This window comes from Roseibium sp. (genome assembly GCF_965276855.1).
Lineage (GTDB): Bacteria > Pseudomonadota > Alphaproteobacteria > Rhizobiales > Stappiaceae > Roseibium.
Map to the genome: position 1 here is coordinate 1642855 of NZ_OZ255700.1, position 25338 is coordinate 1668192.

At 59.1% G+C, this 25338-nt stretch carries 22 protein-coding genes and 1 riboswitch; of the genes, 8 read left to right on the forward strand and 14 right to left on the reverse strand.

The annotated features are described in order from the left end of the window. Positions 1–74 precede the first annotated feature (74 nt). Positions 75–494 (reverse strand): MarR family winged helix-turn-helix transcriptional regulator, encoded by a 420-nt coding sequence (locus tag ACQY4Z_RS07495; protein WP_428528047.1) that lies wholly within the window; start codon positions 492–494, stop codon positions 75–77. A 132-nt stretch (positions 495–626) separates the two neighbouring features. On the opposite strand from ACQY4Z_RS07495, the gene ACQY4Z_RS07500 reads away from it, so the two are divergent. Then, positions 627–1328: a glutathione S-transferase family protein gene (locus tag ACQY4Z_RS07500; protein WP_428528049.1), complete on the forward strand. Its 702-nt coding sequence runs from the start codon at positions 627–629 to the stop codon at positions 1326–1328. A gap of 55 nt (positions 1329–1383) precedes the next feature. Here the strand turns inward: ACQY4Z_RS07500 and ACQY4Z_RS07505 are convergent, their stop codons facing one another. Next, entirely contained in the window at positions 1384–2448 is a 1065-nt protein-coding gene (locus ACQY4Z_RS07505; protein ID WP_428528051.1) for a sodium-dependent bicarbonate transport family permease, read from the reverse strand. 134 nt (positions 2449–2582) lie between these two features. Between ACQY4Z_RS07505 and ACQY4Z_RS07510 the strand changes: the two genes are divergently transcribed. Further along, complete coding sequence (locus tag ACQY4Z_RS07510; protein ID WP_428528053.1) at positions 2583–3455, forward strand: LysR family transcriptional regulator; 873 nt, start codon at positions 2583–2585, stop codon at positions 3453–3455. A gap of 22 nt (positions 3456–3477) precedes the next feature. Here the strand turns inward: ACQY4Z_RS07510 and ACQY4Z_RS07515 are convergent, their stop codons facing one another. Continuing rightward, a complete protein-coding gene (locus tag ACQY4Z_RS07515; protein WP_428528055.1) occupies positions 3478–5019 on the reverse strand; it encodes an acetolactate synthase large subunit in 1542 nt (513 codons plus the stop codon). 310 nt (positions 5020–5329) lie between these two features. Here ACQY4Z_RS07515 and ACQY4Z_RS07520 point away from each other — a divergent pair, with 310 nt between their 5' ends. Continuing rightward, the gene (locus tag ACQY4Z_RS07520) at positions 5330–7336 is read left to right on the forward strand and encodes a hydantoinase/oxoprolinase N-terminal domain-containing protein (protein WP_428528057.1); all 2007 of its coding nucleotides are present in this window, start codon (positions 5330–5332) and stop codon (positions 7334–7336) included. A gap of 55 nt (positions 7337–7391) precedes the next feature. On the opposite strand, the gene gcvPB is transcribed toward ACQY4Z_RS07520, so the two are convergent. The 6 genes from gcvPB to ACQY4Z_RS07550 form a co-directional block, all read right to left on the reverse strand. Continuing rightward, a complete protein-coding gene (gcvPB, locus tag ACQY4Z_RS07525) occupies positions 7392–8984 on the reverse strand; it encodes an aminomethyl-transferring glycine dehydrogenase subunit GcvPB (RefSeq protein ID WP_428528059.1) in 1593 nt (530 codons plus the stop codon). Continuing rightward, the gene (gcvPA, locus tag ACQY4Z_RS07530) at positions 8981–10327 is read right to left on the reverse strand and encodes an aminomethyl-transferring glycine dehydrogenase subunit GcvPA (protein WP_428528061.1); all 1347 of its coding nucleotides are present in this window, start codon (positions 10325–10327) and stop codon (positions 8981–8983) included. Before gcvPA ends, gcvPB begins: the two co-directional genes overlap by 4 nt. A gap of 17 nt (positions 10328–10344) precedes the next feature. Next, positions 10345–10830, reverse strand: a complete 486-nt coding sequence (locus ACQY4Z_RS07535; protein WP_306149917.1) for an OsmC family protein — start codon at positions 10828–10830, stop codon at positions 10345–10347. Between the two features lie 3 nt (positions 10831–10833). After that, positions 10834–11205 (reverse strand): glycine cleavage system protein GcvH, encoded by a 372-nt coding sequence (gcvH, locus tag ACQY4Z_RS07540; RefSeq protein WP_133948321.1) that lies wholly within the window; start codon positions 11203–11205, stop codon positions 10834–10836. Positions 11206–11231: 26 nt separating this feature from the next. After that, positions 11232–12383 (reverse strand): glycine cleavage system aminomethyltransferase GcvT, encoded by a 1152-nt coding sequence (gene gcvT / locus ACQY4Z_RS07545; protein ID WP_428528064.1) that lies wholly within the window; start codon positions 12381–12383, stop codon positions 11232–11234. A gap of 184 nt (positions 12384–12567) precedes the next feature. Continuing rightward, a riboswitch (glycine riboswitch) is annotated at positions 12568–12660 on the reverse strand. A gap of 144 nt (positions 12661–12804) precedes the next feature. Next, positions 12805–13389: a hypothetical protein gene (locus ACQY4Z_RS07550; protein ID WP_428528066.1), complete on the reverse strand. Its 585-nt coding sequence runs from the start codon at positions 13387–13389 to the stop codon at positions 12805–12807. A 178-nt stretch (positions 13390–13567) separates the two neighbouring features. Between ACQY4Z_RS07550 and ispH the strand changes: the two genes are divergently transcribed. From ispH to ACQY4Z_RS07570, 4 genes are all read left to right on the forward strand, one after another. Further along, a complete protein-coding gene (ispH, locus tag ACQY4Z_RS07555) occupies positions 13568–14569 on the forward strand; it encodes a 4-hydroxy-3-methylbut-2-enyl diphosphate reductase (protein WP_428529482.1) in 1002 nt (333 codons plus the stop codon). Positions 14570–14574: 5 nt separating this feature from the next. Beyond that, on the forward strand, positions 14575–15540 hold the full coding sequence (thrB, locus tag ACQY4Z_RS07560) for a homoserine kinase (protein ID WP_428528068.1): 966 nt from the start codon (positions 14575–14577) through the stop codon (positions 15538–15540). Beyond that, complete coding sequence (gene rnhA / locus ACQY4Z_RS07565) at positions 15537–15989, forward strand: ribonuclease HI (protein ID WP_209172709.1); 453 nt, start codon at positions 15537–15539, stop codon at positions 15987–15989. Before thrB ends, rnhA begins: the two co-directional genes overlap by 4 nt. A 299-nt stretch (positions 15990–16288) precedes the next feature. Then, entirely contained in the window at positions 16289–17215 is a 927-nt protein-coding gene (locus ACQY4Z_RS07570) for a diacylglycerol/lipid kinase family protein (RefSeq protein WP_428528070.1), read from the forward strand. Between the two features lie 13 nt (positions 17216–17228). Here the strand turns inward: ACQY4Z_RS07570 and ACQY4Z_RS07575 are convergent, their stop codons facing one another. The 5 genes from ACQY4Z_RS07575 to ACQY4Z_RS07595 all read right to left on the reverse strand — a co-directional run bounded on the left by ACQY4Z_RS07575 (position 17229) and on the right by ACQY4Z_RS07595 (position 24329). Next, positions 17229–20141 (reverse strand): EAL domain-containing protein, encoded by a 2913-nt coding sequence (locus tag ACQY4Z_RS07575; protein WP_428528072.1) that lies wholly within the window; start codon positions 20139–20141, stop codon positions 17229–17231. A 31-nt stretch (positions 20142–20172) separates the two neighbouring features. After that, complete coding sequence (locus tag ACQY4Z_RS07580) at positions 20173–20811, reverse strand: GNAT family N-acetyltransferase (RefSeq protein WP_428528074.1); 639 nt, start codon at positions 20809–20811, stop codon at positions 20173–20175. Between the two features lie 16 nt (positions 20812–20827). Beyond that, positions 20828–22117 carry a M16 family metallopeptidase gene (locus tag ACQY4Z_RS07585; RefSeq protein ID WP_428528076.1) on the reverse strand — a complete coding sequence of 430 codons (1290 nt, stop codon included), beginning with the start codon at positions 22115–22117 and terminating at the stop codon, positions 20828–20830. 4 nt (positions 22118–22121) lie between these two features. Then, positions 22122–23528: a threonine synthase gene (thrC, locus tag ACQY4Z_RS07590; protein WP_428528078.1), complete on the reverse strand. Its 1407-nt coding sequence runs from the start codon at positions 23526–23528 to the stop codon at positions 22122–22124. 204 nt (positions 23529–23732) lie between these two features. Beyond that, the gene (locus tag ACQY4Z_RS07595; protein WP_209172690.1) at positions 23733–24329 is read right to left on the reverse strand and encodes a YqgE/AlgH family protein; all 597 of its coding nucleotides are present in this window, start codon (positions 24327–24329) and stop codon (positions 23733–23735) included. Positions 24330–24514: 185 nt separating this feature from the next. Here ACQY4Z_RS07595 and ACQY4Z_RS07600 point away from each other — a divergent pair, with 185 nt between their 5' ends. Beyond that, positions 24515–25327 carry a protein-disulfide reductase DsbD domain-containing protein gene (locus tag ACQY4Z_RS07600; RefSeq protein WP_428528082.1) on the forward strand — a complete coding sequence of 271 codons (813 nt, stop codon included), beginning with the start codon at positions 24515–24517 and terminating at the stop codon, positions 25325–25327. Positions 25328–25338 lie beyond the last annotated feature (11 nt).

Here is a 25338-nt window from a genome sequence, read left to right on the forward strand (position 1 = left end):
ATTGTCAATACAATTCTCTGCGTTAGAGTTTTTGCGGCTTCAAGGCCAAAAGACCGGTTCAGCTCGACAACAGATCAGCCTTCCTCGGGGACGACCTTGGCGAGGATACGCCAGAGGTCCTTCGCATCCTGATCGGTCAAGTGATCCGCAAAAACCTCATGGACCGCACGCTGGTAGACTGGCCACATTTCATCGAGCAAGGCTGCCCCCTTGCCTGTGAGCTGCACAAAAACTCCGCGGCCATCTTCGGCAGCTTTCCGCTTTCTCGCGTACCCCTCGGCAACAATCCGGTCGATGAGGCGCGATACGTTGTATTGGGCCAGCAGAATGCGTTTCTCGATCTGGCCCGGACGGAGTGCATGTCCGGGTTCCCGGCGCAGTTCCAGGAGAACATCGTACCAGCTCAGCGGCGGATATCCTGCCGTTTTCAGTTTCGCCTCCACACGGCTCAGAACGGAACCGCCCGCCCGATGCAAGCGGGCCCAAGCGTCCATAAAAATATCGTTTTGTTCAGATCCGGAGTGCGCCATGCCTCGATCTTATTTTTTCCATGCACTTGCATCAAGCTTGATTTTAATGCAACTGCATTTATTTATACATGCATATGCATTTAAATGGAGTTTCACATGTCCACTCAACCGACACTCGTCAGCCATACGCTCTGCCCTTACGTCCAGCGTGCGGCCATTGTTCTTTTGGAAAAAGGGGCGACCTTTGACCGGGTCTATATCGATCTCAACGACAAACCGGAGTGGTTCAGCCAGGCTTCGCCTCTCGGTAAGGTGCCACTCCTCAAAACAGAAGATGGCTCGTATCTCTTTGAATCAGCGCCGATTGTTGAGTTTCTGGACGAAACCTATCCCGGCCGCCTTCATCCACAGGATCCAATCGAAAAAGCCCGTCACCGGGCCTACATCGAGTTTGCGTCCCAAACACTGAACGGCATCGGAGCTCTGTACAATGCACCAGATGAGGTCTCCTTTGACGCAGCGAGTACAGCACTGCACACCCGGTTTCAGCACCTGGAAACGGTGATTGATCCAGACGGCCCGTTCTTTGCTGGGCCCCGGCTGACGCTCGTCGATGCCGCCTTTGCACCGGTATTCCGGTATTTCGATGTTTTTGAGGAGTTTGTTGCCCTTCGTGTGCTCCATAACCTTCCGCTGACGCAAGCTTGGCGGCTGCAGTTGGCGGAGCGATCTTCAGTCCAAAATGCCGTCGGTGCCACCTATGGAGATGATCTCAAAACGTTCCTTCGCAAAAGAGGAAGCTGGATGACTGGTCTTCTCGGAAAACACGAACAAAGGGCGCGACGGACAAACAAATAAAAGGCAAATGGGCGGACCAAAATCCGCCCATTTCGACTATCGGAAAGTTCCAGCTCTAAAACCCGATGACCAGCTCCGCGAGGGTGATGAAGAGCGGGATGCTCAGGATCGCCACCGGTGTTCCAAGCCCGGTCGAGGATCCGATGTAAGCTGACGGATTGGCTTCCGGCAGGGCGGCCCGCATGGTCGGCGGACCGGAAATGTCCGAGCTTGAGGCCGCCATGATCGAGAGCAAAACGACACCGCCGGCAGAGAACCCTGTGAAATGGTGCGCGACAAGACCCATACCGAACCCAAGCAGGCCGTGCAGCAAAGGCGCTGTCAGGCCGTAGATCAGATAGGCATGTGCAACCTTCTTCAGTTCCGACAACCGGGCCCAGGCTTCCATGCCCATGACAAGCATCAGGATGGACAGAAGACCCCGGAATAGCGGCTCGTAAAAGCTTTCATAGACCGCTTCCGGCCGGGCTAGAAGGCCAATGCCGATGCCAAGCAGCAAGGCGGAGATGGCCGGGCTCTTGATAGTGTCAACAATGATGCCCTTGGCGAGTTGGCCGTCAAAACCGCCAAACCCGAAGCCGCCGCCACCAGTCGACATGGTCGCAGTGCCGTCAGACTGGACAGTAGCGGCTGCCCGCCGCTCGGCACTCATCCGCGCCAGGAAAATCGCGGTGACCAGCGCCGCGACATCCATGAACGGGTAAAGGGCGCCGATGAAGCCTTCATAGTAGATGCCTTCGCTGTCGAGCATCGCCATGCCAGCGGCGAGCGTCGAGGCCGAGACCGCGCCGAACAGACCGGCCGTTGCCATCGCGTCGGCATTGGAAACACCCCGCCACATCGCGAGGATCTTGCCGCCAAAGATAACAATCACGACGCCTAAGAGCGCGGCACAGATCGCCGGAACCGCGAGCGACATGACATCCGCGGAGCGGACCGAAATCCCGGCACCCAGACCGACCTTCAACAACAGCAAAAGGACAACGAACTTGTAGACCGGTTCCGGCACTTCCAGCTTGCTGCCCATTGCGGCAATCAGCATGCCGCCCATCAAAAACGCCAGCGTCGGCTTTTGAAATTGCGCTGCAAGCGTCGTGATGATCTCAAAGAAAATGTCCATTCCGGCCTCGGTTGTCGTCAAAAAGCGTGGTCCGGGGGCTTATGACGCAGTTCGAAGAGAATAAAAAATATATGTTTTATTATTTATCGTTCTATTTAATAGAACTATTGATGATTTGAGCGAGCTGGAAACCGATGGACAACCTCAATTACCACCACTTGCGCTACTTCCGCGAAGTGGCGCATGAGGGCAACCTCACCCGAACTGCGGAGCGGGTGAACCTGTCGCAATCCGCGCTCTCCACTCAAATCCGCCAACTGGAAGCCCGGCTCGGCCATGATCTTTTCGAGCGGTCCGGGCGCCAGCTTGTTTTGACCGAAGTTGGACGGATTGTGCTCGATCATGCCGACCGGATCTTCGGGACTGGAGAAGAGCTGATCGCAACGTTGCAGCGGTCCAGTCAATCTACCCCGCCCTTGCGGGTCGGGGCCCAATCGACCCTTTCGCGGAACTTTCAGATCCGCTTTTTAAAGCCGCTGCTGTCCAGCGGAGAAGTCGACTTCACCCTGCGGTCCGGCAGCGCCTCAGTCCTGCTGGAGGCGCTGGAATCGCTCGCCCTGGACATCGTCCTGACCACGGACCCGCCGGACAGCTCCTTGTCCGGAGACTTTACGGCACACCGGCTGGCTGAACAGAAAGTCACCATTCACGGAACGCCGGAACGGATTGCCGGCAAAACGCTGCAACAGCTCCTGAGCGACGAACCCCTGATTGTTCCGAATGAGAGTTCGATCCGGACCGGTTTCGACAGCCTTGTGGCACGCATCGGCATAACCCCGCGCATCTTTGCGGATGTTGACGACATGGCCATGGTCCGGCTGCTGGCCCGGGCCGATGTCGGCATCGCTATTGCCCCGCCGGTCGTCATGGCCGATGAGATTGCTGCAGGACTTCTGGAGAGTGCCCCTTTTGATCTTCAGATCTTTGAAGCGTTTTACGCGGTCACCGTGACACGGTCGTTCCCGCACCCCATTCTGCGGGAGTTGCTGACAGGTCGGATGGACTGAACCGGGACCTGTCAGCGGCTCCTCAGATAACGGCCTCGATCAGGAACGGCCCTTTGGTGTTTGACGCCGTTTGCAGCGCGTCCGCCAAACCTTCCTCACTGTCGACCCGCACGCCTGGAACACCATGGCCGGCGGCCAGTGCCACCCAGTCGAGCAACGGGTTCTCGATATCGAACATCGCACTGGCGTTGCGTCCGGGCTTCGGTGCCCCTTGGGCTTCCAGTTCGAAATGCAGGATCTGATAGCCCCTGTTGGCGACGATCACGACCGTAATGTCCAATTCTTCCCGGGCCGCGGTCCACAGGCTCTGGACCTGATACATGGCAGACCCGTCACCGGAGACCGCGAACACGGGACGATCTGGGCACGCAACCGCCGCGCCCAGCGCATTTGGCAGACACTGGCCAATGGAGCCGCCCGTGTTGTTGATCCGGTCATGGGCGGCAGCGACATTCACAGAGGGCCAAATCCCGGCGCCGGCGGTCACGGCCTCATTGACCATGATGGCCCCTTCCGGGATGGCGTTGGCAAGACCGCGGCCAATCCCTTCGGCAGTCAGCGCACCCGGTTCAATGTCCGGAACGTGGCGTTCAATCCGCGCGATGGTCTCGCTGCCATCCACACCCGCAGCCTCCGCCAGCGTTTCAAGGGTCCACATGACATCCCAGTCGCCATAACACAGCCGGTCCAGCGCGCAGCCAGCCGGCTCCGGTGTTGACGGCTTGCCGGGATAGGCAAAGAAGTTCACGGGCGGATCTTCACCGACCAGGACAATCCGTGCCTGGCCGGCAAGGAACTCGGCGGTGAGATCAGCATTGTAGGGCAAGCTCTCAAAGGCAACCGCGCCCTCGCCGAGAGCAATGCGCGGCGCAAAAAACGGGGCCAGCAACCGGCAGCCCGTTCTGGCAGCAATCTTGCCGGCCAGTTCCGCCCCCTCACCGTAAAGTCCGAGGCCGCTTACCAAGAGGGCCGCGCCGGGCTCGCTCAAGGCTTTGGCCGCTGCCACAACGCGATCCTTGTCCGGCCGGTGTTTTTGGGCCGGAGCCTGAGCTTTGCTCGGGCCGGTTTGACTGTCGCCCCACGCACAATCTGCCTGCAGGATCACGGTCGCGATCTCGCCGCCACGCGCAACCCGAATGGCCTCGGCTCCGGCGCTTGCCACCATGGTGCTGTCGGTCGCCCGGCGCACCCAATGGGATACGGAGCCCGCCACCCCGTCGAGATCAGCCTGCAGCGGCGCATCATGCTTAAGGTGATAACCGGCGTGATCACCAACAATGTTGACAATGCCGGAGTGGCCTTTGCGGGCGTTGTGCAGATTGGCCCAGCCATTGCCAAAACCCGGTCCAAGATGAAGCAGCGTCCCGGCAACGTTGCCGCTCATCCGGGCATAGCCATCAGCACCGCCCGTCACACCGCCTTCAAACAGGCACAGGATACAGCGCATGTCGGGATGGGTGTCGAGAGCCGCCACGAAGTGCATTTCGGATGTGCCCGGATTTGCAAAGCACACCGACACATCGGACGCCAACATCGTTTTCACCAGCGCTTCTGCACCGTTCATGGAAATCCCCTCCCCGTTTGAAATCTGAAAGCAATTTGAAAGACATGAAAGTTCCTATCCCATATCGGGCAATGAGTTCATCGGGCAATCAAAAAATCCCCGTACCCGCTGTTACGGCCGGCAAAACTGTTTCATCACTCAGATTTCCAACACTGCACACAAGCTGCCGCGGCCTCATCCAGACTGTGCCGCGTGAGTTCGCGCGGTTTTTGTTTGACACAATTGAGGAAACGGTATCCATCGGAACGCTCCATCAGGGACGGCGAATGCTCGTTCCCCAGTGAATTGGATATGGGCAGAGGAACGTGGTGTGACATACAGCCTTGGGGTCGATACAGGCGGAACCTATACCGACGCGGTCATCCTGCGCGGCGAAGAAGAGGTCATTGCCTCTGCCAAGGCCCTCACCACCCGGAACGACCTTGCCGAAGGCATCAGAGAGGCCGTCCGATCGGTGCTGGTGCAGGCGACAATCGACCCTGCAGAGATCGAGCTCGCATCCCTCTCAACCACACTGGCAACCAATGCCCTGGTCGAGGACCAAGGCGCGCGGGTTGCCCTGATTGCGATTGGGTTCGACGCCAAGGACCTTCAGCAGGCCGGCCTAAGCACGGCCCTGAAAGACGATCCTGTGCTGTTGCTGCGCGGCGGTCACAACCACGCTGGATCCGAAGTTGCCCCGCTCGATGACGCCGCGCTCTGCGCATTTTTGCAAGATCTCGATCCGGGGGTCACCGCGCTTGCCGTGGCCGCGCGTTTTGCCACCAGAAATCCCGCGCACGAGAACGCCGCCGCCGGGAAAATAGCGGAGATTGCGGGCCGTCCCGTGACGATGTCGCACACGCTGTCCGCCAAGCTCAATGGACCGAAAAGGGCCCTTACCGCGCTCCTCAATGCCCGCCTGGTCGGCATGATCGACCGCCTGATCGGCCGGGCCCAGGATGCTCTTGTCCAGTTGGGCATTCATGCGCCGATGATGGTGGTGCGCGGCGATGGTGCCTTGATGTCGGCGGCCGACGCCCGAGCCCGGCCGATCGAAACGATCCTCAGCGGACCCGCAGCTTCGGTTGTTGGGGCGCATTGGCTCACCGGAGTTGATACGGCGCTGGTGTCCGATATCGGCGGAACCACGACCGACATTGCCCTGATCCGCAAAGGACGCCCGGCGATCGATCCCGATGGCGCGCAGGTGGGATCCTTCCGCACAATGGTCGAAGCCGTTGCCATGCGCACGATCGGCCTTGGCGGCGACAGCCAAGTCCATTTTCTCGACACGGGCCTGACCGGCGGCCTGCATCTTGGCCCGAAGCGCGTACTCCCCGTCTCCCTGATTGCTCATCTTGCTCCAGAGAAGGTGGTACCGGTTCTGGAACAACAGGAACGTTCGGACTTCCCGGGCGAAGATGACGGCAGGTTTGTCCGGTGTGTCGGCGGTGTAATGGCCGAACAGGACCTGAACGCCCGTGAGAGCGAGTTGATGGTACGGATCGGGGATGACATTCATCCTGTTTCTTCCATCGTTCGAAACCGCATGGAAAATGCCACGCTTGGACGTCTGATCGATCGCGGCATGGTGCAAGTGTCCGGAGTGACCCCTTCCGATGCGGCCCATGTCCTCGGACTGCTCGATGCCTGGGATGCGGAGGCTGCGCGCCTTGCGCTTAAGAAGCTTGCGCGGCGCAGGCGCGGCGATGGCAAGGTGCTTGCTTCAAGCGCGGACGCCATTGCGCAGATGATCATTGACCAGTTGACGCAGCAGACCGTGGATGCGCTGCTCGAAGTGGCCTTTAGAGAGGAAGGCGGCCGGTTTCAGGACAACCCGCGCACCCTTGCACGCCATGAATTGTTGCAGGCTGGACTTTCCGGCCATGCCGGTTTCATCGATCTGCAAGCGCGGTTGAACGTGGAGGTGGTCGGCCTCGGCGCTTCGGCTCCGACTTACTATCCGGAAGTTGGCAGGCGCTTACGGTGCCCGATGCTCTTGTCCCAGCATGCCGGGGTGGCCAATGCCATCGGCGCCGTCGTTGGACGCATAATCCTGCGCCGCAGCGGCACAGTCACATCACCCGCCGATGGGCGCTACAGAGTGCATCTGGAGAGCGGACCGGAAGACTTTCCGGAAACCGAGGCCGCTCTGGACCGGCTGGAAACCGTTCTTCGCGAAGAGGCCGAAAAGGCCGCAAAGGACGCCGGTGCCGTCGGCATCCAGGTCTCAGCGAAGCGCGACGTGCGCTCGGTCGAGATCGAATCCCGGCCGATGTTCATCGAGGCGGAGATTGTCGTCGAAGCCAGCGGCCGGCCCCGCGTCGCCGTTTAGGAGCTGGCAAAAAGAAATCGGGGCGAACCTGACGCCCGCCCCGTTTTTCCATTTTTTACTCCGCAGCTTCCGGCGTCACTTGTGCCGGTTCCGGCTCGGTCCATTTCAGGATCGGTTTCCGGGCCGCGCCGGTTTCATCCAGGCGGCGGCGCGGGGCGAGATAGGGCGCTCCGGAGAAGCGCTGTGTCTCTCCGCGTTTGGCGCTCATGACCAGATCGCGCATGGTGGCAATGAACAGGTCAAGGGAGGCGCGGCTTTCCGATTCCGTCGGCTCGATCAGCATCGCGCCATGCACCACAAGCGGGAAGTACATGGTCATCGGATGGTAGCCCTCGTCGATCATCGCCTTGGCGAAATCGAGCGTGGTCACGCCAGTGTCCTTGAGGAAGCTGTCGTCGAACAGAACCTCGTGCATGCAGGGCCGCTCGCCAAACGGCAGGCTCATCAGATCCTGCAGACCGACCCGGACGTAGTTCGCGTTGAGGACCGCATCTTCAGAGGCCTGGCGCAGGCCGTCCGAACCGTGGCTCATCATGTAGCTGAGCGCACGCACATACATGCCCATCTGGCCCTGGAACGCCGTCATACGGCCAAAAGGCTGTTCGCCGTCTTTCGTGGCAGCTTCTGTTTCAACCAGCTCCAGGCCATCATCCGTCTTGCGGATGAATGGCAGCGGGGCAAAGGGAGCCAGCTTGTCCGACAGGACCACCGGACCGGAGCCCGGACCACCACCGCCATGCGGCGTTGAGAAGGTCTTGTGCAGGTTGATGTGCATGGCATCAACGCCGAGATCCCCCGGACGTGCCTTGCCGACGATGGCGTTGAAGTTGGCGCCATCGCAATAGAAGAAACCGCCGGCCTCGTGGATCCGGTCAGCGATTTCCTTGATGTCCCGCTCGAACAACCCGCAAGTGTTCGGGTTGGTCAGCATGATGCCTGCGATGTTACCGGTGTGCTCGGCGATCGTGGTCTTGAGCGCCTCAAGATCGACCGTGCCGTCGTCCTTGGCATCAATGGAGACGACCTTGTAGCCGAGCAGAGCGGCGGTTGCCGGGTTGGTGCCGTGAGCACTTTCAGGAACCAGAACAATTTCCGGGCTGCGGCCGGCAGCGGTATGCGCCGCCTTGATCGCCATCATGCCGCAAAGCTCACCATGGGCGCCGGCTTTCGGGCTCATGGCGACCGCATGCGTGCCGGTGGAGACCATCAGCCAGTGGGCCAGCTCGTCAATCAGCTCAATCGCGCCCGGGACGGATGACACCGGCTGCAGCGGGTGCACATCGGCAAAGCCCGGCAGGCGGGCCATCTTCTCGTTGAGGCGCGGGTTGTGCTTCATGGTGCACGAGCCAAGCGGATACAGCCCGGCATCGATCGCATAGTTGTTACGCGACAGGCGCACATAGTGGCGCATGGCTTCAGGTTCTGCGAGACCCGGCAGACCGATCTCGGCCCTGCGGGCGTGACCGCCAAGCTCAACCTCAGGCAGATCGCCTTCGTCGAGATCAACGCCGCAGTTTTCCAGAGAGCCCACCTCAAAGATCAGCGGCTCTTCCATGTCGAGGCCGCGGTTCCCGGTGAAGGTTTTCGGGCGGAAACTCTCGCCCGCATCTCCTGCCGCCGTCGGGCGGCCTTGCGTATTCATGCTCATGCCAGCACCTCCTTCAGCGCATCGGCAAAGGCCGCGCGGTCTTCATCCGTGTTGACTTCGGTGGAGGCCACCACCAGCAGATTTTCCAGATCCGCCTTGCCCGGCTCCAGACGGGAGACCGGCAGGCCGGCCAGAATGCCCTTGGCCGCCAATGCCTCGACAACACCTTCGGCCGCTTTCGGCAGGCGGAGAGTGAATTCGTTGAAGTAGGCCGAATTCAGTACGTCCACGCCCGGTACGGCACCAAGCTGTTTCTTCAGCTTCACCGCGTTGCCGTGGTTGATCCGCGCCAACTGGGTCATACCCTTTTGGCCAAGCAGTGACATGTGGATCGTGAAGGCGAGGCAGCACAGACCGGAGTTGGTGCAGATGTTCGACGTCGCCTTGTCGCGGCGGATGTGTTGCTCGCGGGTGGAGAGCGTCAGAACGAAACCGCGCTTGCCTTCCGCATCAACAGTTTCACCACAGAGGCGCCCCGGCATCTGCCGGACGTATTTCTGGCGGGTGGCGAAAAGACCGACATATGGACCGCCGTAGTTCAGGCCGTTGCCGATGGACTGGCCTTCGCCAACCACAATGTCCGCGCCCTGCGTCCCAGGAGGCTCAATGAGCCCGAGCGACACCACTTCGGTGAAGACGGCGATCAACAGCGCCTTGTGCTGGTGTGCCTTTTCCGCGATCGGCTTCAGGTCGATCAGCTGGCCATAGAAGGACGGTGACTGGACCACCACACAGGAGGTCTCGTCGTCGATCTGGGACAGAATGTCTTCCGTGCCCATCGGGTCGGCCGGCAGGCTGACGACCTGATCGCCCGCCATGTTGGAGAGGCCCTCGACGACTTCCCGGTACTGCGGGTGCAGACCGCCGGAAAGGACCGCCTTGTTCTTCTTGGTGACCCGGTGGGCCATCAGAACAGCCTCGCCGGTTCCGGTGGAACCGTCATACATGGAGGCGTTGGCAACATCCATGGCGGTCAGCTTGGCAACCTGTGTCTGGAACTCGAACAGGTACTGCAGGGTGCCTTGAGTGATTTCCGGCTGATACGGTGTGTAGGACGTTAGGAACTCCGAGCGCTGGATCAGATGATCGACAGTCGCCGGAACGTGGTGCTTGTAGGCGCCTGCGCCGACAAAAAACGGTACGGATCCAGCCGAGGTATTTTTTGCAGCCATGGCCGAAAGCTTGCGCTCGACTTCCATTTCGCTGGCGCGTTTCGGCAGATCCAGAAGACCTTTGAACCGAACATCCTCCGGAATGTCGGTAAAGAGGTCATCAATCGAATTGACGCCGATGCGCGCGAGCATGTCGCCGCGATCAGTGTCGGTAAGTGGTAAATAGCGCATTGTCTGCGGCTCCAGATTTACGGTGCGACCGTGCGGACCGGTTCCGGGTCCACCACGATCTCACATTTGACCGAGTTTGCGATGAAGCAGACGTCATGGGCCTTTTCGTGCAGATCCGTGATCCAGCTGGGATCCGGATCGCTGTCGGCGACCAACACGATTTCGGGTTTCAGAACCACCTTGGTGATGGCCATCTTGCCGCGGGCAATCCGGCTCATCTCGCCTTTTGCGCTGTCGCGGTAGCTGGCAACGACGTAACCGGCGCGCCGGGCAAGATCCAGAAACGACATCATGTGACACGACGAGATCGCTGCAACGAGCGCCTCTTCCGGGTCAACGGCTGCTTCAATCGAATAAGGCTGAGGCACAACGGTCGGCGAGGAGCTAGCCGGGATCTTCAGACCACCGTCAAACTGCCAGATGTGGCCGCGCGAATATTTGTTGGCCGCGTAATCCCCGTCACACGCCCATTCGACCACCGCCGTGTAGTAATGCCCCGCCATGGATCAAAGGGTCTCGATGTAGGCCTTGTAGGCCGCTTCATCCATCAGGTCGGCGAGCTGGCCTTCATTACCAACGCTCATCTTGATGAACCAGGCTGCGCCTTCCGGATCTTCGTTGACCTTGGCGGGCTCATCAGCCAGCACGTCATTGGCTGCAGTGACCTCGCCGTCGATCGGCGCGTAGACTTCACTGGCAGCTTTCACAGATTCCACAACCGCAGCTTCATCACCTTGGGACAGGGCCTTGCCGGTCTCCGGCAGTTCCACGTAGACCACATCGCCGAGCTGTTCCTGCGCATAGGCCGTGATACCGATGGTGGCAGTGCCGCCCTCGACGGAGATCCACTCGTGATCTTTTGAATAATAAGTCGTCATGTTTTGCGTCCGTTCTCTGGAAAAAATCAGGCTTTTGGTTTTCGATAATAGCGATTGGGCACGAAGGGCATTTCGGAGACCGTGGCCGGCAAACGTCGGTTGCGGACGATCAGCTCCAGCTGTGTTCCCTCACTTGCGTGTTCGGCGGGGACATAGCCCATGGCAATCGGCGCTCCGACGGTTGGAGCAAAACCGCCGGAGGTCAGAATGCCGATGACATCCCCCTCGGGCAGAGCGATTTCGGCGCCTTCGCGTGCCGGGGCTTTGCCGTCCAGCCGCAGGCCGACGCGAATGCGGTCTGTGCCCTCGGCCAATTCTTTCTGGATGCGGTCCGCAGCCGGGAACCCGCCTTCTTCGCGGCGCCGCTTTTGCATGCAAAAGGTGATGTTGCCTTCAACCGGCGACGTGGTTTCGTCGATGTCGTGGCCATAAAGGCAAAGGCCGGCTTCCAGACGCAGGCTGTCGCGGGCCCCGAGGCCGATCGCTTCAACCCGGTCATCTGCCAAAAGCGCGCGGGCAATAGCCTCGGCAGCGCCTGCAGGCACCGACATCTCGACACCGTCTTCCCCGGTGTATCCGGCGCGCGCGATGTGGCACGCAATGCCATCAAATTCCATGGGAGCTGCGGACATGAAGCCGAGTTCGGCAGCAGCCGGCGCATGGGCTGCGACAGCCGCAACAGCTTCCGGGCCCTGCACCGCGATCAAGGCGCGGTCATCGACCACTTCGAGTGTGACCGTTTCCGGCAGCTTGGCCCGCAGGTGCGCGTAGTCGACATCCTTGCGTGCAGCATTGACCACCAGCAAGAGACGGCCATCATCGTTCGGATCGAGCGGACGGGTGACCATCAGATCGTCGATGATGCCGCCGTCTTCGTTCAACAGGACCGTGTAGCGCTGACGGCCATGACCAAGTTCAACGAAGTTGGACGGTGTCAGAGCTTCCAGTGCTTTGGCGGTGGTTTCGTGATCTGGGCCAATCAGAACAGCCTGGCCCATGTGGGACACATCAAACAAACCCGCTTTCGCGCGTGTGTGCTGGTGCTCGCCCATAATGCCAAGCTTGTATTGAACGGGCATGGAATAGCCGGCAAACGGCACCATTTTGCCACCCAGCTCGATATGAAGGTCGTGAAGAGGCGTTTGTTTCAGATCTTCGTCTGCAACGGTTTCCGCCATGAACGGTCCTCGCGTTAGGGGTTGCGCAGTCCCGAACCTCGCCGCGAACGGTTTCGATTCGTCTGCACCCCCTCTGTCCGAGTACCTGAGAGATTTCCCAGCCAGACCAAACCGGCCCGGTGGTTACTCCTTCGGTGAGCAGTCCGCGCATGTGTTGGCGCAGATCACTGCTTTCCAGAGCGTTGAAGCCTCTGCGGTCCTTTTGCCTGAGAGTTTCCGGGGCGGTTGCTCCTTCGGCGCCAGGATCTTCTCACCTGGCCTCTCCCGCAGTGGCATTTCGTGCCAGAGACACGATCATCAGGGAACGACCCCGATTTCGCCGCGATTGTGAGTGGCCGACACCACCTTGTCAATATGCGGCAATCAAACTGTTCAATTGCGAAAGCCAGATGCCAATAGGGATGGCCCTCAGACCCCTGGCTTAGCGCCGGCGCCCTTCGTCAAAACCAAACTGGATTTTGCTGCCCTGGTTCATCGGAATGACGAATTTCTCATCCACATAGGTCCATTGTTGCCCGCGGCCACCAGCTTCGATGGAAACCGGGATCTGGATCACTTCAGAAACCAGCGGTTTTTGATCCGCATCGGAAGACGCCGGGATCGTGACATGCAGCGGAAGTACAACATCGCCACCTCTCCACGCTGGTCCGGGTGTCACGTCACCGGTAAACCCGAGCTTCAAACGGCGCTGGCCACCTGCTTCTTCGGAACAGCTGACCGCCGAATCCTCCACCAGTGCCTGGTATATGAGGCCGTCGCGCTCGCCATCCTTGCCTCTTACAAACTCACGGATAAGATGGGAATTCGTTTTCATCTGCAGCGGCGGGCACGGCACTGGCGGTGCAAATGTCTCGCGGGAGACCTGAACCGGTTCAGCACCGCCCGAAATCACGTTCTCCGCGATATCTCCGGTTGCGCCGCATCCTGTCAGAAAAGCGGCACATAATGCGACCGAAACCGTGGTCTTGCTGTTGACATGAGACAGTGCTTGGAACGCCTTGAACATCGTGGACCTGTTGAAAACTATGTATTTGGCGCAGCTTCATAGCAGTTGACCGGCCACTTGGCGAGATGGCGGTGGGTATTTGTTGGCCCTGCACCTATATCAGAAAGCATGCCAACCGGGTTGACAGAACAGCGTCACAAGCCCTTATTGCGCCAAAGCAGGCTTTTAAATGAGCACCATGACACAGATCGCGACAAACAAACCATCTCTGGAGATCAAACTGTGCGCCCCGCGCGGGTTTTGCGCAGGTGTTGACCGGGCAATTCAGATTGTCGAACTGACCCTTCAGAAATACGGCCAGCCCGTTTATGTCCGCCATGAGATCGTGCACAACAAATATGTTGTAGACGGACTGAAAGCCAAAGGCGCGATCTTTGTTGAAGAGCTGGATGAGATCCCGGCGGAACACGCCGAGCGCCCCGTGATTTTTTCCGCACATGGCGTGCCGAAATCTGTGCCGGCCGATGCCCAGCAACGCAACATGTTTTACCTGGACGCGACCTGTCCGCTGGTTTCCAAGGTGCACAAGGAAGCCGAGATCCATTTCCGGCGCGAGCGCGACATTCTCCTGATTGGCCACGCGGGACACCCGGAAGTGATCGGCACGATGGGACAGCTCCCGGAAGGCACTGTCACCCTGATCGAGACCGAAGACGACGCACGGCGGTTCGAACGCAAAAGCAGCGACCGTCCCCTCGCCTACATCACGCAGACCACGTTGTCCGTTGATGATACCGCAGGGATCGTCTCCGTCCTTCAGGACCGGTTTCCGGACATCGTCGCCCCGCACAAGGAAGACATCTGCTACGCCACCACCAACCGCCAGGAAGCGGTGAAACATGTGGCCCCGGGCGTTGAGGCCATGATTGTGGTAGGCGCGCCCAATTCATCGAACTCGCAACGGCTGCGGGAAGTCGCCGAGCGGGAAGGCTGCCGGGTTGCGGTTCTCCTGCAACGGGCTGATGAGATCAACTGGGCAGACTTTGAGGGCGTTACCAGCCTTGGCCTGACAGCCGGAGCCTCTGCGCCTGAAACACTGGTTGAAGAGATCATTAGCGCGTTTGACGCGCGTTTCGACGTCAGTGTCGAGATCGTGCGGACGGCCGAAGAGACCATCGCCTTCAACCTGCCGCGCGAACTGCGGGACATGCCCGTCCAAACAGAAAAAGCCACCGGATAACAAGAATGGCCGTTTATACGGAAGTCAGCGATGAAGAGCTGAACGCCTTCATCGCACAGTATGATGTCGGGCAGCTTCTGTCCTACAAGGGCATCGCTGAAGGCGTTGAGAACAGCAACTATCTCGTTCAGACCGACACGGCCTATTTCATCCTCACCCTCTATGAAAAGCGGGTGAACCCTGACGACCTGCCTTTCTTTTTGAAGCTCAAGGAACACTTGGCCGGAAAGGGCCTCTCCTGCCCCACTCCGGTCGCTTCGCGAGACGGAGAGCTTCTTGGCACGCTTGCTGGACGGCCCGCAGCCCTCGTCACGTTTCTTCAAGGTATGTCGGTCAAGCGGCCGCGCCCGGAACATTGCGAGGAACTCGGCAAGGCCATGGCCGCCATGCACTTGGCTGGGGCCGATTATGAACTGACCCGCAAGAACGCACTGGACCTGAACGGTTGGCGACCGCTGTTTGAACAGAGCCAAGACCGCTGCGACACCGTTCATCCGGGACTGGGCGCAGAGATCACCACCGAGCTGGAATTCCTTGAGAAGAACTGGCCGAGGGATCTCCCAGCCGGCGTTATCCATGCCGATCTCTTCACGGACAATGTGTTCTTCCTGAACGACCGCCTGTCCGGCCTTATCGACTTTTATTTCGCGTGCAATGACGCCCTCGCCTACGACATCGCCATCTGCCTCAACGCCTGGTGTTTTGAGCAGGATCTGGCATTCAATGTCACCAAGGCCAAAGCCATGCTCAAAGGATACACATCCGTGCGTCCGCTGACGGCTACCGAGTTTGACGTATTGCCCGTGCTTTGCCGTGGAGCTGCGCTGCGATTCCTGCTGACACGTCTTTATGATTGGCTGAGTGTTCCTGAAGGCGCGCTTGTCACCCCGAAGGACCCGATGGAATACCTGAAAAAACTGCGGTTCCACCAAACCGTAGACAGCGCCAACGCATACGGGCTTGAAGGATGAGCCAGGAAAATCGCGTGACGATTTACACGGATGGTGCCTGTTCTGGAAATCCCGGCCCAGGCGGCTGGGGTGTCATCATGCGCTTCGGCGAACATGAGCGTGAACTGAAGGGTGGCGAGGCCGAGACCACCAACAACCGCATGGAACTGACAGCGGCGATCGAAGCGCTGAACGCCCTGAAGCGCCCCTGTGCCGTCGATCTTTATACCGACAGCACATATGTGCGCAGCGGTATCAGCGAGTGGATGTACGGCTGGAAGCGGAAGAACTGGAAGACGGCCGCGAACAAGCCCGTCAAGAATGCGGATTTGTGGCAGGCTTTGGACGCAGCCCGCGACCGCCATGATGTCACCTGGCACTGGGTCAAAGGCCATGCGGGCCACCCGGACAACGAGCGCGCAGACGAATTGGCGCGCGGCGGTATGGAACCGTTTAAGAAAAACGTTTAATACCAAAGGCAACCGATTATAACCCATCTGATGGTCTCTTCTCGTTTTCCGGCAAGGCGCGTCGCGCTGCGCGGTCTGGATGACCGGGCAAGCGATGCAACGACGTCCGGAGGACGAGAAGAGACCACCGGAGGCCGGACCTGGATGGCTTTCGGCTGCGTTCCATGTCTTGACCGATACACCGTATCGCACGGCGACATGCGCCTGTCCGAAAACCATCCAAATCCGGTCAGATGGAATATAATCAGTTGTCTTTGGTATAAGCACACAGCGTCGCTGCCAACGAGCAAGGATTTCGGGTGATCGATTCGCTGCAGACCGCTCCGGTTTTATCCGGAGTTGAGGCCCCGGAGACGGCTGGCCTCGTGCTTATCATGGCCAACCCGACATCGGGCGGCTACAACAGCCAAAAATTGCAGGATGTCAAAGGCCATCTCGAAGCTGCCGGCTGCCGGGTTGATCTGCGTTTGACAACCCATGCCGGTGAGATCGGCGAGGTGTGTGCCGCACCCGGATTGGCTGCGGAGACGTTGATCATTGCCGGCGGTGACGGATCGGTCAACGAAGCCCTCACGGGGCTGCAGCACAAAAAACGCGTCCCCAACCTGGCAATCATCCCATTTGGAACCGCGAACGTTCTGGCACTCGAGCTTGGTCTGCCGAAAGGCGCTAAAGAGATTGCCCGGATGATCCTGAACAAGCGCACCAAACCGCTGCACTATGGTCTCGCCAATGATCGTCCGTTTGTTCTGATGGCATCGGCCGGATTTGACGCCGAAGTCGTCCACGCGGTCCCGCTGGACCTGAAGCGGCGCTTGAAGAAATTTGCCTATGTGATCACCGCGATCCGGATCGGTCTGACACGCAAAGCGACACCATTGACGATCTCCCTGGATGGCGCTGCGCCGGTTGACGGGCGCTTTGCCGTTGCCAGCAATGCCCAGCATTATGGCGGCCCGTTTGTCATCTGCCCAGGCGGAGCGACAGATCCTGGTTTGCATATGCTGATATTGGAGCGCGACGACCCCTGGTCCTCGATCCGATACAGCATCGCGTTGATGCTGGGCCGGATCTCCAAAGCCAAGGGCGCGACTGTTCAAGCCTTTCAGGAAGCGGTTATTTCCAGTCCGGAACCGGTCGCCGCGCAAATGGATGGTGATCCGTTCGCGGTCACCCCACTGCACATCCAGGCCGCGGCAAATTCGGTTCCGATTCTTGTTCCCTGACGGCTGAGGCTGTTTACGCCGAAGCGGCTTCTGCCACCGGCATTTTCCGCAGCATCTTGGTCGCCTCCGCAGCTGATACGGCTTCGCCGAAATAGAACCCTTGTGCGTATTGGCAGCCAAGCTGGAACAGCTCCAGCGCGTCGTTTTCGCTCTCCGCGCCCTCGGCGACCACAGACATTCCGAGGTCGTGACCCATGGCGACGATCGTGCGCAACAGCACCGGACGCGCGGCAGACCCATCGGGTTTGACGAAGGCCTGATCAATCTTGATCGTGTCGAACGGGAACCGCTGCAGATAGGACAACGATGAATGACCGGTGCCAAAATCGTCCAGCGACAGGCCAGCCCCCAGGCTCCGCAACCGCTCCAGAACCTTTGCCGAATACTCCGGGTTGGACATGACGAGGGATTCCGTCAGCTCCAGCTTCAGCGTCCCGACCTCCAGTGAATTCCTGGACAAGATCGCTTTCACATCATTGATCAGATCTTGTTTCAAAAGCTGCCGGGAAGACAGGTTCACAGACGCAAACAAAGGCCGAGGCATCGGGAACTCACGCTGCCAGAACGCCAGCTGACTGGCGCCCTTGTCGAGCATGTACATGCCAAGGTCGTTGATCAGACCCGATTGCTCAGCAATCGGAATAAACTCGGCTGGTGAAATCTTGCCACGCTTCGGATGGTTCCAGCGCGCCAGCACCTCAAATCCGGCAATCGCCTGATCTTCCAGCCGTATGATCGGTTGGAAGAAGACACCAAGCGTCTCTTTTTTAATGGCTTCGCGCAGGTCTGCTTCCAGGTCGACAATGTTCTTGCCGAGGGGGCGCAGGATCGGCCGGTAAACTTCCTGGCGGTCACCACCGAGGCGTTTGGCGTGGTTCAAAGCGATTTCGGCGTTGGTCAGCATGTCCTCAACCGCCTGCTTGCCGCCTTCAAAGAAGGAAATGCCAACAGAGCAGGTCAGGAAGATTTCGCGGTCGCTAAATGTGATGGGCGCGCGCACAGCCTTGCGCAGCGCATCGGCTAAGGCAACGATACGGTCCGGCTCATTCTCTGACAAGAGCACCAGACCGTACTGGTCGCTGGACAAGCGCCCCAACGTGTCCTGCTGGCCGATGAGGCGGCCTAGACGCCGTGCGACGGTCAACAAAATGCTGTCGCCGGCGGAAAGGCCAATGCTGTCATTAACCTGCTTGAAGCGGTCCAGATTGATAACAAGCACCGTCGGCTTGGTCGTCTCTTCCGCCTGAGCCCGGACCACGCTTGTGTGCAGGCGGTCAACGAACAATTCGCGGTTCGGAAGGCCGGTCAGATTGTCGTGGACAGCATCATGCAACAGGCGTTCTTCGGCGGTACGCTCTTCGGTGACATCGAGCATCGTGCCGACACAGCGGATAACTTCCCCGTCGGCGCCCACGATCGGCCGGGCGCGCAGGCGGAACCACCGGAAATGACCGTCCTCAGAACGCAAACGGAAGGTCTGCTGGATCTTGCCGCGGCGCTGATCAATCACCGCATCGAGCGTCGCCCTAAACCTGTCTCTGTCTTGCGGGTGGAGGATCTCCAGCCAGTCCCGCGCAGGTCCCTCCAGGGTGCCGCGTTTGAGGTTCAAAAGGTCTTCGACTTCGTTGCCCGTGTGGATCTTGTCGCGGTCGATGTCCCAATCCCAGATGATGTCTCCAGCACCGGTCAAGGCAAGCGCCTTGCGCTCGACATCAGAGATGAGCCCTTGAGCGATTGCGCCACCGGCAAAGGCATGCTGCATTACCGTGAACCCGATCAGCAGAACGATCAACACCAGTCCACCACCCAGCGCCGGCTGGACAATGTCGTTCGACAGCCGGCCCGTCACAGTCATCGCCGCGCCGACCAGCCAGGCAATCAGCAGACACCACGTCGGGATCAACAGGATCGCGCGGTCGTAGTGCTGATACGCCAGCACGGCGATTGTGACGAAACCTAGGATGCCGATGATAGCCAGAGACAAACGGGCAATTCCGGCTGCAATCGACGGATCCCAAACCGCAACACCAAGCAGCCCCAATAGTAGGATCAGGGTCGTCAATGCCAGATGGGAATAGTGGATGTTCCAGCGGTTCAGGTTCAAATAGGCATAGAGGAAGATGATCAAGCTGGCGGCCAGCATGACTTCCGCCGAGGCCCGGGCCAGCTGGCTGCTGCCGCCTTCCAATTTGAAGACCATGCCCCAGAAGCCGAAATCAATGCAGAGATAAGCGAGAACCGACCAGGCCAAAGCCGCCGTCGCCGGGAACATGACCGTGCCCTTGACCACGAACAAAATCGTCAGGAAGAGGGCGAGCAGGCCCGAAATGCCAAGAATGATGCCGCGATACAACGAATAGGCGTTGACCGTTTCCTTATAGACATCCGGTTCCCATATCCGGATTTCCGGCAGGTTAGGTGTTGTGAGTTCAGCCACGAACGTGACGACAGAACCGGGGTCCAAAGTGACCAGGAAAACATCGGCTTCCAGGCTCTTTTGGCGGGAGGGCGCGATCCCCTGGCTCGGGGTAATGCTGGCAATCCGGGAGGACCCGAGATCGGGCCAGAATAGGTCGGAGCCCACAAATTTGTAGTTCGGCGCAACGATCAGGCGGTCGACCTGCTCATCGCTGGTGTTGGCGAGCGCGAAGACAGCCCAGTTGGTGTTTTCCCCACTGCGCGATGGCACTTCGATCCGCCGAACAATTCCGTCCGCGCCCGGCGCGGTTGACACCTGCAAACGGGTTCCAGCGTCCCTGTGCATATCAATCGCATTGGTGATGTCCAGCGCCTCAATATCCAAAGGCACAGAAATTGGCTCGAGCGCACGCGCGGCCTGCGGCGCAAAGATAAACATCATTGCGGCGGCCACGAAAATGGCGCTTCGGATCAGATTGAAAATATGGGCCGGCACAGAAATCGACATGGGGCGAAGAACTACCGGTTTGGAGCACATGTCACAAGAAGTCTTTCAAAATTCCTTCGACGACCGGCGACACCGCATCCGGACGCGCCGCGTGGTCTTCCGCCAAACAGGAGAGCAAAAGATGATCCTGCCAAGTTCCGTTTATTAACAGATAGTTACGCGCATATCCTTCCCGGTTGAACCCCGCCTTTTCCAAAAGCCGGATGGACGGTGTGTTGGTTGGAATGCAGGCAGCCTCAATGCGATGAAGGTTCAGAACGTCGAAACAAAACGGCAAGAACATGGCGACGGCCGCCGACATGTGCCCTTTGCCCGCGTGACGCTCCCCCATCCAGTAGCCAAGTGTTGCCGACTGGCTGACCCCGCGCCGGATGTTGCTGAGCGTCAGTCCGCCAAGCAAAACATCGGTTCGTGCGTTGAAAAGGAGGAAGGTCAGGCTCCGCCCTTCCTTGCGATCCCGCGCATAGCGGCGCAGGCGGCGGCGAAAGCCGGACTTGGACAGATCATCAGAGGGCCACAGCGGCTCCCATGGCGTCAAAAAGGCCCGGCTATCGCTGCGAAGCAAGCACCAGGCCTTGAAGTCGCTCATGATCGGGGGGCGCAGATAATGCGCACCGGCTTCGATGAGAAGCTCGGCGTCGGGAGGCGGACCTGGGCGAAGCAGAGACATGCCGGTCCTCGCCTCTTTACATTGATGCAGCCTGCCGGACCGGCGCTTGCTGAAGCCGCGCCGCCAGCTCATCGGCAGTCATGATGCCGTTGATCGGGCCGATTGCCGTTAGTGTAGGTGCTGTGCCGACAAAGGTATTGTAGGCTGCCTCGCGAATATCTGCCGCCGTCACCGCCTCGATCTTGGCGGAGATCTCATCCGGACCAAGAACCCGGCCGTGCACCAGGATCTGTCTTGCGATCTGACCGGCCCGTGCCGCCGGGCTCTCAAGAGCCATCATCAGTCCTGCTCGGATCTGCGCCCTGGACCGGGCGACTTCGTCATCGGTGATCGTGTGGGCAGCCGACACCAGCTCATCCGCAATCATCGGCATCAGAGCTCCGAGGTCCTCGTGGCTTGTCGCGGCATGAATACCGAAGAGCCCCGTGTCGGAAAACGCCCAGTGGAAGCTGTAAATCGCGTAGCACAGGCCATGCTTTTCACGAATTTCCTGGAACAGGCGAGACGACATGCCCCCGCCCAGCACGGACGCCAGGATCTGGATGGCGTAGTAATCCTTGGCCTTGTAGGGGCGGCCCTCAAAGCCGATCAGGACCTGCGCTTCCATCAGGTCCTTGTTGAGCAGTTTTTCACCACCTGAGTATCGGGCATCGGCATCCGGCGCGGCCGGCTCGCTGTTGATGGCACCAAACTTTTCACGGGCCAATGCGACCAGCTCGTCATGGTCCACCGCGCCTGCAGCCGACAGAACCATGTCCGGGGCCCGGTACCGGCTTGCCAGATACGCATTGAGACTGTCGCGACCGAACCCTTGCACGGTTTCCGGTGTACCCAGGATCGGACGGCCAATTGCCTGTTCAGGCCAAGCCGTGGATTGGAACAGATCAAACGCCTGGTCCTCCGGAGCATCGTTGGATGCACCGATCTCCTGCAGGATGACGTGTTGCTCACGTACAAGCTCTTCGGCCTCAAAGGTCGAGTTCTGGAGAATGTCCGCCAGGATATCCACGGCAAGCGGAAGGTCTTCGGCCAGGATCCGCGCATAATAGTTGGTGTGCTCAATGCTCGTAGAGGCGTTCAGTTCGCCGCCAACAGCCTCGATTTCTTCCGCAATCCCGCGGGCGGACCGGCTTTTCGTCCCCTTGAACGCCATGTGTTCAAGAAGATGCGTGATGCCGTTTTGATCCGCGTTTTCCGCTCTTGATCCGGTGCGAACCCAGACACCGAGCGCTGCGGTTTTCAGGTGCGGCATCTGATCGGTGACAACGGTCAGACCATTTTCGAGAACTGTCGTTTCTACTTTCATTCAGTTACACCCCTGCCCCCACGGCACGGGCGTGTTTCTCGATGTATTGTTCAACCGCGCCCTGCTCGGCCGCCAGAACCTGCTGGCGCTCCTCGGCAAACATCATGTCTTTCAGGTTTTCCGGCAGATCCGGACGGACACCGCTTGCCGCTTCGACCGCATCCGGGAACTTGGCCGGATGGGCGGTGCCCAGGACAACCATCGGCGTTTCACCGCTCGAGTGCGCTTTGGCAACATGCACACCGATTGCCGTGTGCGGATCAAGCAGATAACCCGCCTCTTTCCAGAGTTCAGCAATTGTTGCCGAGGTTTCAGCTTCATCACAGCGGCCGGCAGCGAAATGCTGACGCATTTCGGCAAGTGGTCCGTCTTCGATGGTAAAGCTGCCGGATTGGTTCAGCTGGTTCATCATCCGGCGGACGGCATCGCCGTCGCGGCCGTTCACCTCTGAGAGCAGACGCTCAAAGTTGGACGAGACCTGGATGTCCATTGACGGAGAAATCGTTGGGTGAACACCCTTTTTCTCATACCGGCCGGTTTCAAGCGTGCGGGCCAGGATGTCGTTGACGTTGGTCGCCACCACCAGCTTGTCGACCGGCAGGCCCATTTTCATGGCGGCATAGCCGGCGAAGATGTCCCCGAAGTTGCCGGTCGGAACGGTGAAGGACACTTTACGATGCGGTGCGCCCAGTGCGGCACCAGCCACGAAGTAGTAGACGATCTGAGCCAAAATCCGCGCCCAGTTGATCGAATTGACCCCGGACAGGGCCACTCGGTCGCGGAAATTGAAATGGTTGAACATGCCTTTCACGATCGCCTGGCAATCATCAAAGTTGCCGGTCAGGGCCAAGGCGTGAACGTTCGCTTCTGTCGGCGTTGTCATCTGGCGGCGTTGAACGTTTGAAACCCGGCCGTCCGGGAAGAGGACGAAAATGTCCGTCCGGTCCCGGCCGCGGAAGGCTTCGATGGCAGCCCCGCCGGTGTCACCCGAGGTTGCCCCGACGATGGTTGCGCGCAAGCCCCGCTGCGTCAGCACATAATCCATCATCCGGCCAAGCAGCTGCATAGCGACATCCTTGAACGCCAGGGTCGGACCATGGAAAAGCTCAAGGATAAATGTGTTGGAACCAGTTTGAACCAGTGGCGTGACCGCCGGGTGCCGGAAACCAGAATAGGACTCCGCGATCATGGACTTCAGGTCCACATCCGGAATAGCCCCGTCGACAAACGGGCTGATCACCGCAAACGCGACGTCCTCATAGGACTTTCCAGCGAATGAGGCGATGGTCTCAGCATCGAACTGCGGCCATGTTTCTGGAAGATAAAGGCCGCCATCGCGGGCAAGGCCCTGGAGCAAAACGTCCGAAAACTCCAATACAGGTGCATCACCGCGCGTACTGCTGTATTTCACCGCGTCACTTCCTCTAGTGTTTCCAGCCGGGTCGGAGGCAGTTTCGCCCATTGCCTGGCCGCAAGCCTCAACCCTACCCGAATTTTGTCAGCTTTGGAACAAAGCAAGCCAGTCTAGCGACTTACGCGCCATCCTAATCGGACGCAAGCCACAGGTCGGTAAAAAAGTGTCCGATTTCCGGCAATCCTGCTGACCGGCGACGCCTTAGGCGTGTCCGGCGTCTGAAAACAACATGGCTGGATCAATCCCGAGACTGCCGAGGGCCCGGTGCCATTTTTGTTCCGAATTCGCATCAAACAGGATGTCCCGATCCGCCGGGGCAGTCAGCCACCCATTTGACTGGATTTCATTCTCCAACTGACCGGGGGCCCAGCCAGCATAACCGAGCGCCAGCATGGCTTGCCGCGGCCCTGTGCCTTCGGCCAAGGCTCTCAAAATCTCCAGCGTCGCTGTCAGACAGATCCCGTTGTCGATCGCAAGGGTCGATTGATTGAGCTGGAAATCATCGCTATGCAGGACGAAGCCACGCTCAACCTCAACCGGTCCGCCCTTATGAACGCTCATGCCCCGCACCTGAGGTGGCAAGCGGATCGCATCATCGTCATTCACGATGTCCAGTTGGATCAGCAACTCTTCAAGAGACAGATGTTTTGCCACCTGATTGACGATCAGGCCCATTGCGCCTTGTTCGGAGTGAGAGCACACATAAATGACCGAATGCTCGAAGCGGCTGTCCGCCATGCTGGGCATGGCGATCAGGAATTGACCCTCCAGGGTGTCTGCTGCTCCGATTTCGGACATACGCACCTCGTTACTGTTCAACGCCCACCGCCTTTATTTCTCAGCATAGCCCCAATAGCACTGCATGTTAATGACTGATTGAGTAGCATGCTCACAATCGCGTCACGAGGATATGACCATTCGAGCGTTGTGCGATGCTGACGCGCCTTCTGCTTTGGTGTAGCTGTTGGTCCATGAAATCAGCATTGGCACTCCTCTTTTTTCTGGCAATCACACTCCCAACCGCAGCTCTTGCTGCGGCCAGCGAATGGGTCACCGTCAAAGGTGGTGCCGTTCGGCTGATCACGGCAGGACCACCTGAAAACGGCACTTACTGGGCGGGACTGGAGTTTCAACTGGAACCAGGCTGGCACACCTATTGGCGCTATCCGGGCGAAGCTGGCATACCGCCGCAAATAACCTGGACGGACACGTCCAACATTCAGGACAAAGAAGTTCTCTACCCGGTTCCGGAGCGATACAGCGATGGGTTCTCAGACTCTATCGTCTACCACGACGGCATTATCCTGCCGCTAAAGATCTTGCCGGAAGATGCCTCCAAGCCTGCGCAGATTTCGCTGGAGCTGTTTTTTGGCGTTTGCAAGGACATTTGCGTGCCGGGCGAAGCCACTTTGTCCCTTCAACTTGACCCGGATGCCCGCCCGGACAGCCTCTCAGCTAAACTGATCAAACGCGATTTACAGGCCGTCCCCGGCATTGCCCCAACTGGCGGACTGAATATTGTCTCTGTCACGCTTGTTGAAAGCGATGGAAAGCGTTTGAGAATTGAAGCTGAAACCGGATCAGTGGGCACTCCGGATCTGTTTGCGGCGGGGCCTGAAGGCTCTTACATCGCTCTACCGAAACTGGCCGAAGGTGAAACAGGTAATCCCGTTTGGCACTTGTCGACAAAGGGCCTGAAAACAACCGCTTCCGATACGAGCCTGCGCCTGGTTCTATCCGACGGCGAAAACGCGCTGGAACACCTCGCACCGATCCAACCGGATTGGTTGAACTAACTTCTTTCGCA